Source organism: Myxococcus sp. AS-1-15 (genome assembly GCF_020037055.1).
In the GTDB taxonomy this organism is placed as follows: Bacteria; Myxococcota; Myxococcia; order Myxococcales; family Myxococcaceae; genus Myxococcus; species Myxococcus fulvus.
In genome coordinates this window covers 286,569-298,309 of the sequence record NZ_JAIQDF010000004.1, presented here as the reverse complement: position 1 = coordinate 298,309, position 11,741 = coordinate 286,569, and the positions used below count along the sequence as shown (strand labels likewise).

Genomic DNA, 11,741 nt, shown 5'->3' with positions numbered 1-11,741 from the left:
CCATGAACCGCACGCCTCGACAGGTCGAGATCGCCGACCCGCTGTGGAAGGCGCTGGAGACGATGAGCCGCGAGATGGGCGTGGACCGCGATGTCCTCGTCAATCAGGCGCTCTTCTCGCTCGCGCGGCAGTTCGGGTTCATCCAGCCCACGCAGGTGAGCCTCACCGAGACGGGCAGCGCGCCGGCCGTGGTGGCCGCGCCTGTGGTCGCGCGGACGCCCGTGGCGACGCCAGCGGCAGTGGCGACGCCCGCGGTCAGCGCCCCCGTCTCAGTGCCCGCGGTGACTGCTGCTCCAGCGGCAGCGGAGCCGGTGGCCACACCTCCCGCGACGGTGCCTCCGATGAAGGCACCTGCCTCCGCGAAGGTCGCGGACGTGGCCAATGAGTCCGCTGAGGTAGAGGCTCCGAAGGGCGCCGAGTCCGAAGCGGTCGCCGAGCGTGTTCGCGAAGTAGTGCGCGCCGTGGACCAGTCGGTGGAGGTTCAGCCGCCTCCGGTCGTCGCGCTCGCGGACACCGACGAAGAAGAGTCCAAGACCGGGGAGCACGAAGGAACTCCCGGGGCCGACGACGCGGAGGGTGCCGAGGCGAAGGCCGCCGGAAGCGCCAAGGACTCCGACGACGAGGAAGCGGAGGGTTCCGAGGACTCCGAGGACGAGCCCGCCACGGAGAAGGAGCCCACGGTCGACGAGGCCGAACTGCGCGAAGCTGTCGCCGCGCGCGTCCGAGACATCGTGGGTGACGTCGACCGTCTGGTCGAGCCCGTCGACGCGAAGCCCGATGACGACTCGGATGACGATGCCGACGAGGACTCGGACGACGATTCCGATGACGATGCCGACGAGGACTCGGACGATGGTTCCGATGACGACTCGGACGACGATTCCGATGAGGACTCGGACGATGACGAGGACTCGGATGGCGACGCGGATGAGAAGGACTCCGGCGACGACGATTCCGACGAGGACTCGGATGGCGACGCGGATGAGAAGGACTCCGGCGACGACGATTCCGACGAGGACTCGGACGACGATTCCGATGCGGACGGGGATTCGGACGACGATTCCGATGCAGACGAGGATGCGAAGCCGGCCGCAGGCAAGGCGGCGGCAGGCAAGCCAATCCCAGCCAATGCAATCGCAGGCAAGGCCGCGGTCGGCAAGCCCGCCGTCGGCAAGGCGGCAGCAGCTTCCGCCGAGCCAGCGTTCGTGGACGAAGACTCCTCCGACCTGGTGACGGAGGCGAAGCCCGAGCCGAAGGCGCCGGCGGGCAAGCCGGACAAGACCATCATCGTGCAGGCTCCGCCGGAGCTGAAGGTGCACGTGAAGCTCGACGATGGCGAGCCGGTGCTGGTCGCTCGCGAGCGGTTCATCATCGGCCGGGGTCCCAGCGCGGACCTGATGGTGAAGTCCGCCAGGGTCTCGCGTGAGCACGCGGTGATCCTGCGCGACGGCGACGAGGTCTTCATCGAGGACCTCAAGTCCTCGAACGGCACCTGGTTCGACAACACGCGCATCGCGCGCCGTCAGGTCTCCGATGGCGAGGAGTACCTGCTGGGCGGCATCCGCATCACCTTCTCGCTGACCACCGAGTCGTAACGCGGCCCCTCTCCGCCTCCACGGACGTCACGTCCGTGGAGGCGGTGTCAGCGGGGAAGGGGCAGCGAGGCGACCCAGAAGACCTGGGGCAATGCGGCCTCCGGACCTCGAAGGATGCGGTCGCGGAGTCTCGCTTCGGTGACCCAGACCGTCCCCTCGTCGGACACGGTGAGATTCACCGGGGACTCCATCCCCGATGCGAGCACCTCCAGGACCTTCGCGCCCCGGGACTTGCCCAGGACGTCGATACGGACGAGCCGCCCGTCGCCGCTCTGTGTCGCGCCCTCGACGAGCAGCAGGCGTCCGTCTGGCGCGAAGCGCATGCCGTCCGGATTCTCCAGGCGGCGCGGCAGCGAGACTTCACGGACGCTCGGACCCTGTCCCCTGGCTCCAGGACGAATCACGAAGAGCCGACCTGGGCCGAAGGTGTTGATGGCGAGCGTGCTTCCATCGGGCGCGAGCGCGATCCCCGCTGGCCCCACCGCGCTCATCCCGGGGCCGCGAGCGCTGAAGCGTGGATCCATCACCCACGTCTCCCACGCCTCGCTGCCGGGCCGGAGGTACAGCACGGCGGCGCGGTGGCTATCCGTGACATACAGGCCGCCATCCGGAGCCACGGCGAGGTCATTGCCGAGCGTGCCCGCGGGAAGCGGGATGACCTTGAGCAGCGCGCCCGAGCGAGCGTCGAGCGCGAAGACGCGAGCCCCCCGTCCACCCGCGACGCCCTGGGGTCTCAGCAGTCCCATGGCGTCGGGAGACGTCCCCCACAGCAGGTTTCGAGGCGCGTCCAGACGGAGGCTCGTCACGGAGAACACCTGCTCGGAGCCCGGAAAGAACTCCGTCCAGTCACCGCCAGCGACACGTCGGAGCACCCGGCCATCCGCCACGGAGCCGACATAGAGCGTCCCCTGGTCATCCACGGCGATGCCGTTGGGCACCGTGAAGCCCGAGGGGAGCGACATGCGCTCGAAGCCATGCGGGCCGGGCGTGGTGCTCGCGGAGGCGGGTGTCACGGCACCCGAAGCGCGGGCCTTCGAGTGCGGCGGGGTCGCGGGGGAGGTGGTGAGCAGCAGCGTCGACAAGACACTCGCGAGCGGCAGTGGGCACATGAGATGGACTCCCAGGAGGACGCGTGGTGCATAGCCCGCGAGCGACCCGGCATCATCGGGGCGCCGGGCACGACACTCGTGCGCGAGATGCAACAATCGGAGGGAGGCGTGGAGCGCTTGGAGTTGAGAGATCGGCTGGAGGACATGCTGGCCTTTTCGGCCGTGGCGCGCGCGCTGAGCTTCGCGGACGCGGCGCGGGAGCTGCGGGTGAGCGCGTCCACGCTGAGTCGACGGGTCGCTCGGTTGGAGGCCGCGCTCGGCGCCGCGTTGTTGAGACGCACGACGCGCCGGGTCTCCCTCACGGAGGCGGGCGCCCTGTATCTGGAGCGATGCACGGATGTCCTCCAGCGCCTCGAAGAGGCGGATGCCCTGGTGTCCGGCTACGGAGGAGCGCCGAGAGGGCGACTGCGCGTGGCCGTGCCCAATCTCTTCGGTCAGCGTCAAATCGCGCCGCTCGTTCCGGACTTCATGCGCCGCTATCCGCGCATCACGTTGGAGCTCTCCTTCCAGGACCGCTACGTCAACCTCGTCGAGGAGGAGTTCGATGTGGCCATTCGGATTGGCGCGCTGCCGGACTCGAGCCTCGTGGCTCGACGGCTGGCGACGATTCGTCGATTCCTGGTGGCGGCTCCGCGCTATCCGAGGGGCCGCGAGGCGCTGGCCCAGCCCGCTGACCTCGCGTCGCATCCGTGTCTCCAGTTCTCCCATTTCCAGGACGGAGAGACGTGGACCCTGGTGCGTGGCGTGGAGCGGACCACCGTGCGCATCCATCCCGTCTTGCGCACGGACAACGCGGAGGCGCTGCGGCTGGCCGCGCTCGGCGGTTGTGGTGTCGCGGCGCTCGCCACGTTCCTGGTGGATGAGGACCTGCGGACGGGCCGGCTCATCCGCATGCTGGAGGACTGGGCCCTGCCGGAGGTGGGCCTGTTCGCCGTGCATCCTCCCAGCAGACTGGTGGCGCCCAAGGCGCGTGTGTTCGTCGACTTCCTCGCGGAGCGACTGGCGGGTGAACCCTGGGAGCGCTCGGGAGCAAAGAGGCCCCGTCGGGCGCGGAAGCAAGGGGTTGCCGGCGGGGTGTCGCTGCGGCAGCGTGGCGTGGAATGAATCGCGAGCCTCAGGCTTCGGAGCCGATTGCCATGGACCTCGTTCCCGCGTCCGAGGGGTCTTTCCTGTCGCTGTCCACGCTGTTCGCGCGCGCCTTCGAGGGCTACTTCGTCCCGGTGCCCGATGCGCCGCAAGCCTTCGATGCGCGCGTGCGAAGCGAGCACATCTCGTTGACGGAGAGCCGGGTCGCTCGCGTGGGTGGTGAGGCGGTGGGGCTCGTGCTGATGGCGCGACGGGGCAACGTCAGCCGGGTCGCGGGCATGGGCATCGTTCCCAGCCGGAGAGGGCAGGGACTGGGCGGGGAGATGCTGCGTCCCTTGCTGGACTCCGCACGAGCGCGCGGAGATGCGCGGATGGTGCTGGAGGTCATCGAGCAGAACGCGCCCGCGGTGAAGCTCTACGAGCGCCTGGGCTTCCGACGCATGCGGCGACTGGTGGGCTTCACGGGGACGCCGACGCCTGAGCCCGGAGCGCTGGAGGAAGTGGACCCGCGCGAGTGTGCGAAGCTCCTGCCCGCGGGCCTGCCATGGCAGCTCGACGCGGCGACGGTGATGGGCTTGTCGTCCCCGGCGAAGGCCTTCCGACTCGGTCCCGCCTTCGCGGTGGTGGCGGATGTCGCCGCGCCCACGCTCGGTCTGCGCTCGCTGGTGGTGGAGCCCTCGGCCCGAGGAAAGGGCGCCGGGAGGAGGCTGCTGAGGGCCCTGGCCGCCGCGCATCCCGGCAAGCCCCTGGCGGTGAGCGCCATCGTCCCCGAGGGCCTGTGTGACCGCTTCTTCCTGGGCGAGGGCTTCACCTACCCGGCGCTCTCGCAGCTCGAACTGGCGCACACCTTCTGACGCGCACCCGCTCCAGGGCGCAAGGGCCACCCGGAAGCTCCAGGGCTTCTGGGTAAGCCGGTCAAGGAGGTCCGGTTCGCGGGCCAACCGTGGGAAACAGGTGGGCAGGCAGGCGGGCTCACGAACACACTGGGCGCGGAGTGAGGAATCGAGCATGAAAGCGACCCGTCCGGTCGTTCTAGACTCCACGCATCCATGGCCCGCCCCGTCCGTACCCTCCATGTGTTCCCCGACGCCGGCCGGCGTCAGGCCGCGTTGCGCGCGGAAGGGAACGCCCGGGGGCTGGCGGTGGGCCGGGACCTGCTCACCTGGGAGGAGCTGCTCGTCGCGCTGGGCGGGGCTCGCGAGCTGAACCGGCGTCCGTGCCCGGCGGTGCTGGCGCGCGCGGTGATGTCCTCGCTGGGGCCGCAGCTGGGCAACACGCACTTCGGAGAGTACGTCCGGGAGCCGGCCTTCGCGCGCGCGGGGCTGGAGGTGGTGCTGGACCTGAAGGCCGGGCGCCTGTCACCCCGGGAGCTCCAGGACGCGGTGGAGGTCCTCCCGCCCGAGCGGCAGAAGCACGTGCGGGTGCTCGCCCGGCTGTATCACCTGTACGAGCAGAAGCTGGCGGAGCTGGGGCTCGCGGACCGCGAGGACGTGCTGCGCGGGGCTCGCGAGGCGCTGGGCCGGGGTGCATGGCCGGTGAGCTGGGACGGCGTGGGGACGCTGGTGCTGCACGGGGTCTACGACGTGCGCCCGTCCGGCCTGGAGCTCCTGCTGGCGTTGGCGGCGGCGTGTGAGTCGCGACGCGTGACGCTCCGGGTGGAGACGCCGGTGGGTGGCTCGCCGGTCGCGGACGCGGCCCTGGCCTCGCTGTTCCGCGCCTTCGAGAACCGCGGCGAGTCCATGCCGCACGTGGACCTCTTCAAGGCGGACGTCACCTTCGAGTCCCGGCCGTTCATCGACCTGGGGCGCTTCGCCTTCTCGCCCCGGGCGCCGCGCAATGTGCTCGAGGACGCGAAGACCCAGCCTCGCGTGTGGAGCGCGGCCACGGCGCGCGAGGAGGCGCGACTGGTGGCCAGGGACGTGCGCCGGCTCATCGCGGAAGGGGCCGCGCCGTCGGACATCGCGATTGCATACCGTGAGCTGGGGGCGGAGGCGGGGTGGCTCGCCGAGTCGCTCGGTGAGCTGGGCGTGCCGGTGCGACTGCCCTGGGGCGAGCCGCTCTCGTTGGCCGGGCCGGTGCGTCTGGCGTTGGACCTGCCGCTGCTGGTGGAGGACGGCTTCCCCGCCGAGCGCGTGGCGGAGCTGGTGGGCAGTCGCTACGCGCACCTCCTGTCGCGCGGAGGTCCGGAGTCGCCGGCGAGCCTCTTCGCGCTGGCCGCCGTGCGGGACGACCGCCTGGGCGCGCTGCGAGGACGCGGTGCCTACGACGTGCGCCTCGAAGGCCTCGCGCGTCGTCTCCAGGCGCTCCAGGGCGCACAGAAGAAGGACGGCAGCGCGCGCATCCAGTCGGTGCGGGTGCTGCGTGAACGCTGCGGCCTGTTGCTGAATGCCTGCCGGCGCATTCCCGAGAAGGCGCCCGTTGCTGAACAGTTGGCCGCGTGGTGGCACGTGGTGGAGCAGTTGGGGTTGATGGACTCCGAGGGGCCCTTGGAGTCCCGCGCGGAAGGTGGACTGGCGGAGCGGGCGCTGGATGCGCGGTCGCGAGACGAGGCCGCGCGCGAGGCGCTGCGGCAGCGCGTCCAGGGACTGCTGCGGACGATGAAGGCGGTGGGCGGTGGCCCGGTGCTGCGTCGGCGCACGTTCGGTCGATGGCTGCGCGATGCGATGTCGGAGGCGTACCTGCCCGCGCGAGGCCCCAGGGGCGCTGCGGTGGAGGTGCTGGAGGCGGCGGAGGTTCCTGGACGCTCCTTCCGTCATCTCTTCATCGCGGGGCTCACCGAGGGACGCTTCCCGGGACGGGATGTGCCCTCGCCGTTGCTCGCGGACGCGGAGCGCTCGGCGCTCAATCAGCACCTGGGCCGTGACGTGTTCCGACTGACCGGCGGCGAGTTCGAGGACCGCGCGGCGTGGCGGCTCACCGAGGACCGCCTGTTGTTCGCCAGCGCGCTCGCCGCGGCGGAGGAGACGCTGAGCCTGTCCTTCGCGGTGGAGGGAGCGGGTGGACAGGAGCAGGTGCCGTCCTCGTTCCTGGAGGAGGTGCGCCGGCTCACCGCGCTGAAGTGGACGCCGCGCTCGTTGCCGCCCATCCCGCCGCTAGACGAGGTGCTTACCGAGTCGGAGCTGCGGCGCTGCGTGGCGCTCGAGGTCCTGGCGCATCCAAAGCTGCGCGTCACCGAGCCGGACCCGGCGGCGTCTCGGCTCAAGCATCGCTTCGACCGGGAGGCCTGGTACTCGGGCGCACATGAGCTATCGCTGGTGGAGGTGGAGCGGCTGCACTTCTTCGGGGAGCCGGACCGCAAGCCCGGGAAGTACACGGGCTCGGTGGATGCCAACACGATGCGCGCGTCGTTGCGCGAGGCCTTCCGCTTCGACCTGACGCGGCCCCTGTCCGCGTCCGCGCTCGCGCGCTTCGGCAACTGCGGCTTCCAGGGCTTCCTCACGTACGGCCTGAAGGTGACGGAGCCGGACCGCCCGGGCGAGGAGTTCGACGCGCGCGGGCGCGGCACCTTCTGGCACCGCGTCGTGGAGGAGGTCTTCCAATCGCTCAAGCAGCACCAACTGCTTGGCAAGGCTCCGGAGGAGATCCCCGAGGAGGTGCTGGACTCCGCGCTCCAGTCCGCGGTGGCGCACTTCGAGAAGTTCCACCACGTGGGGCACCCCGCGCTGTGGAAGCTGGCGCACGAGCGCGCGCGGGCGATGGCGCGTCGAATCCTGGTGGATGAGCGGCGCGGGCTGCCCTTCGAGCGGATGGTGCCGGAGGGCTTCGAGCTCCAGTTCGGCCCCGCCGCCGAGGACGACCGGTGGCGCCACGTCATGTTGCCCATCGACGGTGACGCCATCGTCTTCGAGGGGAAGATCGACCGGCTCGACGTGTCCGGCTCGGAGGTGGGTGTCATCGACTACAAGTCCGGGCGCCTGGACAAGAACGAGCTGAAGAAGCGGCTGCTCACATCCGACTTCCAGCTGCCGCTGTACCTCTTCGCCGCGCGCGAGAGCGGCCACCAGAACGCGAGCCAGGCCGCGTGGTTCTCGCTGCGCACGGGCAACACCATCCACCTGTCGGAGGTGGTCCCCGCGCAGGAGCTGGACGAGCTGTTGTCCACGGACCCCGAGGTGCGCGCGAAGGTGGCGGAGAAGGAAGGCGGGCGCAACCTGCCCAACGCCGTGGAGTCGCTGGTGCGCACGCTGCGCGAGGGCCAGTTCGCCGCGCGGCCGCAGGACTGTGGCTCTTGCGGCTTCCGCGCCGTGTGCCGCATCACCGAGCGGCGGATGACGGAGGAGGGGAGTTGAGCACGGCCCCTTCCATCCTCGCGCTGGAGCGCAACCTGGCGCTCATGGCGGGCGCCGGCGCGGGCAAGACGTACAGCCTGGTGACGATGACGCTGCACCTGCTCGCGGGCGCGCGCGAGGCGGGGGGCCCCTTACGCCCCGCGCGGTTGTGCATGCTGACCTTCACCGACAAGGCCGCGGCGGAGATGCGCGCGCGCCTGAGGATGCGTCTGGACGGGCTGGCGCAGGGCGAGGCGAAGCTGGACCAGGAGGTGGAGCTGCGCGCCTCGCTCTCCCGGCTGGACCGCCCGTTCCCGTTGCCCGAGGCGTGGCGCCAGCTGCGCGAGGAGATGGGCGCGGCCACGGTGGGCACGTTCCACTCGCTCTGCGGTCAGTTGCTGCGACGCGCGCCACCGGCGGTGGGCATCGACCCGAGCTTCGAGGTGCTCGACGAACTCGAGGCGTCCAGTCTCGTGCAGGACGTGTGCGAGCGCGTCGTGCTCGATGCGCTGGAGGCGGGCGACGCGCGCGTGCGTGAGCTGTGTCAGGAGCTGGGGTTCTCCGGCTCCGGGTTCTCGGATGGTCTGGTCGCCGCGCTGGTGTCGGTCTACGGCAAGCTGCGCGAGGAAGGGCTGCGCGCGGCCTCCGCGGCGGTGGCCGACGTGGCGCAGGCCCGCGAGGAGTTCGACGACGCGCTGAAGGAGTGCCTGCGCCTGTGCATGGAAGTGCGAGCGCTGGACGCCAAGGGCGAGTGGAGCCAGTTGGTGGGTGCGCTGGAGAAGGCGCTCAACGGGATGACGGCGGAGAACTTCCAGAAGGGAGACCGCTACCCGTGGCTGCGCGCCTGCTTCGCGACGGACACGCGCAACATCGCGCGGCTCAGCAAGGGCGCCGCGGGGCCGGTGCGCGAGCTGTACTGGCGCATCTACAAGGGCAAGACGGACGGCTCGGTGCGCATGCTCGTCGATGCGTGGGCCGCGTGGCACACCGCGCCCTTCGAGGAGACCTTCCGCGAGCTGCTGGGGCGCGTGGAGACCCGGCACGACGCGGAGTTCGCCCGCCGCAACGTGTTCGACTTCACCTCGCTGCTCGTCAAGGCGCGCGACCTGCTGCGAGACCATCCCGAGTTCCGCCGGCAGGTGCAGGAGCGCGTGGGCGCCCTCCTGGTGGACGAGTTCCAGGACACCAACCGGCTCCAGTTGGAGCTGGTGCTGCTGCTCGCGGAGAAGCGCGAGGGGGGGCCTCGCGAGCTGACGCCGGAGATGGACCTGCCGTCCGCGCTGCCGCTGGAGCCCGCGTTCCTCTGCGCGGTGGGAGATCGCAAGCAGTCCATCTACGAGTTCCGTGGCGCGGACGTCTCCGTCTTCACGCTGCTGTCGAAGAAGGTGGAGGAGGAGGGCGGCACGCGCGGCTTCCTCCAGCACAACCGCCGCTCGGTGCCGGGCCTGTTGTCCTTCTTCAACCACGCCTTCGCCGGGGTGCTGGTGGCGGCGGATGCGCACGCGCCCCGTCCGTTCGAGGTCGTCTACGTCCCCGAGGAGGACGACCTGTCACCCGTGCGCGCCTCGCTCACCGAGGCCCCCGTGGTGGAGCGACTCCACCTGGAGGAGCAGGAGACCGCCGGAGACCTGCGATGGCTGGACGCGGACTGCACCGCGAGGCGGCTGCGCATCCTGCTCGCGCCCGGTGCGCTCCCCACGGTGGCTCGCGAGGATGGCGAGGGCTCACGTCCCGCGCGCGGTGGCGACGTGGCGATGCTCTTCCGGACCTTCACGCACCTGGAGGTGTACCGGCAGGCGCTCATCCGCCACGGTGTGCCGCATCGGGTGCTGCGTGGACGAGGGTTCTACGGCGCGCAGGAGGTGCTCGACCTGGCCTCGCTGCTGGCGCTGCTGGCGGACACGGAGGACGCGCTCGCCTTCGCCGCCGTGCTGCGCTCGCCGCTGGTGGGCCTGTCGGACGCGACCTTGTTCCTGCTCGCCGGGGAGCAGCCGTTGTCGCTGGCGTCACCTCGACTGACGGACGACGAGGTGCTCGCCACCCTGCCGGAGCGTGAACGTCAGCGCCTGAAGACCTTCCTGGAGGCCTTGCCCGCGCTGTGCCGGGAGCGGGACCGGTTGGGCGTGAGGGAGCTGTTGCTCTCCGCGCTGGACCTGACGGGCTACCGCGAGGCGCTCGCGGGCTCTCCCTATGCGGAGCAGGCGAGCGCCAACGTGGAGAAGCTGCTCGCGTTGGCCTCGCGTCGCGACGAGCGGGGCTCGGGCGGGTGCGTGGCCTTCGCCCGCGAGCTGCGCATGCTGGCCGAGTCCTCCCCGAACGAAGCCCAGGCGGACCTGCTCGACGCCGGAGACCCGCGCGCGGTGCAACTGCTCACCATCCACCGCGCCAAGGGCCTGGAGTGGCCCATCGTCGTCGTGCCCGGCATGGGCGGTCGACGCCGGAGCACCTCCGCCCGCGCGCACTTCGAGCGCTCGCACGGCATCGCCCTGCGCCCCTGGGTGCCCGACTCGCTGGACGGCTACACGTCCAACCGCTTCGAGGCGGTGCGCCAGGAGCTCAAGGCCCGCGAGGACGCCGAGTATCGCCGCCTGCTCTACGTGGCGCTCACCCGCGCCAGGGACTTGCTGGTGCTCTCCGGTGGAGAAGAGCCACGTGCGGGCAAGGATTCGTGGTGGCACCTCGTCGACGCCCGGCTGGAGGACGTCACCACGCGCGAGCTCGTCACGGACGTGGACGTGGACGAGCTGCCTCCACCCAGGGACCCGGAGCCGCCGGGACCTGAGGCGCTGGCGCGCGCGGAGGCCCGTGTCGAGGCCGCGTTGCTGCGCGTGCGCGGCGGCACGCTGGACCTGCCCGAGTCAGCGGCGTCCCTCAGCGCGCCCGTGAGCGCCGTGCAGGACTTCATCACCTGTCCACGCCGCTTCCACTACGTGCACCGCCTGGGACTGCGCGGCGCGCCGTGGCCGTGGGAGGTGGCGCCGCGAGAGACCCCGCTCGTCGTCGAGCCGGAGGGCTGGCTCCCTGAACGCAGCCCCGCGGAGCTGGTGCGCCATCTGCTGAGCACCTCTGATTTGCGACTGTGCTCGGCCCGTGACGTGGACGTCATGGAGCGCCGCGCGCACCTGGAGGCCTTGCTGCGCGAGGCGGGCGCGTTGGCGGAGGACCCGGGCATGGAGGCGGTCCTGGGCACGGCGGAGCGCTGGCTCGCCACCGACTTCGCCCGGATGCTGGCGGAGTCCCCGCCGCGCGGCGTGCACCGGGGCCTGGCCTTCAGCCTGGTGGTGGACGAGGGCATCTCCCTGGAGGGTGAGATGGATGTCCTCTGGGAGTCACCTCGCGGCGAGGCGGTGGTGGTGACCTACAAGTCGGGCGGACGGCATCCGTTGGGAGCGGCCGCGTACGCCCACGAGCTGGACGCGCTGGAGCTGGCGGCGCGACGGATGGTGCGAGCGGGCGTCCCCGTGCGTGTGGGCGTCGTCTTCCTGGGGGAGGAGCGCCCGGAGCCCGAGTGGCGGGCGGACGCGGCGCGCCCCGAGGAGGCCGCCAGGCGGCTCGCGGACGCGACGCGGGCCCTGGCCCGAGGGGAGGTGCGTGGCGCCTGGGTGGGACGAGAGAGGGCGACCTGCCAGGCCCTGCATTGTGGCTTCTCGGAACACTGTCACCCGGCCCCTCCCGCGTGCTAA

At 71.2% G+C, this 11,741-nt stretch carries 6 protein-coding genes; 5 read left to right on the top strand and 1 reads right to left on the bottom strand.

Annotated features, from left to right (window positions below; all coding sequences use genetic code 11):
* The first annotated feature begins 2 nt into the window (after nucleotides 1-2).
* Nucleotides 3-1,595: an FHA domain-containing protein gene (locus K8625_RS14350; RefSeq protein WP_223783039.1), complete on the top strand. Its 1,593-nt coding sequence runs from the start codon at nucleotides 3-5 to the stop codon at nucleotides 1,593-1,595.
* A gap of 47 nt (nucleotides 1,596-1,642) precedes the next feature.
* Here the strand turns inward: K8625_RS14350 and K8625_RS14345 are convergent, their stop codons facing one another.
* Nucleotides 1,643-2,704 (bottom strand): SMP-30/gluconolactonase/LRE family protein, encoded by a 1,062-nt coding sequence (locus K8625_RS14345; RefSeq protein WP_223783038.1) that lies wholly within the window; start codon nucleotides 2,702-2,704, stop codon nucleotides 1,643-1,645.
* Nucleotides 2,705-2,812: 108 nt separating this feature from the next.
* On the opposite strand from K8625_RS14345, the gene K8625_RS14340 reads away from it, so the two are divergent.
* The 4 genes from K8625_RS14340 to K8625_RS14325 all read left to right on the top strand — a co-directional run bounded on the left by K8625_RS14340 (nucleotide 2,813) and on the right by K8625_RS14325 (nucleotide 11,741).
* Nucleotides 2,813-3,808, top strand: coding sequence for a LysR family transcriptional regulator (locus K8625_RS14340; RefSeq protein WP_223783037.1), 996 nt, complete (start codon nucleotides 2,813-2,815; stop codon nucleotides 3,806-3,808).
* A gap of 32 nt (nucleotides 3,809-3,840) precedes the next feature.
* Nucleotides 3,841-4,644: a GNAT family N-acetyltransferase gene (locus K8625_RS14335; RefSeq protein ID WP_223746734.1), complete on the top strand. Its 804-nt coding sequence runs from the start codon at nucleotides 3,841-3,843 to the stop codon at nucleotides 4,642-4,644.
* A gap of 195 nt (nucleotides 4,645-4,839) precedes the next feature.
* On the top strand, nucleotides 4,840-8,079 hold the full coding sequence (locus K8625_RS14330) for a PD-(D/E)XK nuclease family protein (RefSeq protein ID WP_223783036.1): 3,240 nt from the start codon (nucleotides 4,840-4,842) through the stop codon (nucleotides 8,077-8,079).
* Nucleotides 8,076-11,741 carry a UvrD-helicase domain-containing protein gene (locus K8625_RS14325; protein WP_223783035.1) on the top strand — a complete coding sequence of 1,222 codons (3,666 nt, stop codon included), beginning with the start codon at nucleotides 8,076-8,078 and terminating at the stop codon, nucleotides 11,739-11,741. The genes K8625_RS14330 and K8625_RS14325 overlap by 4 nt, the downstream gene beginning before the upstream one ends.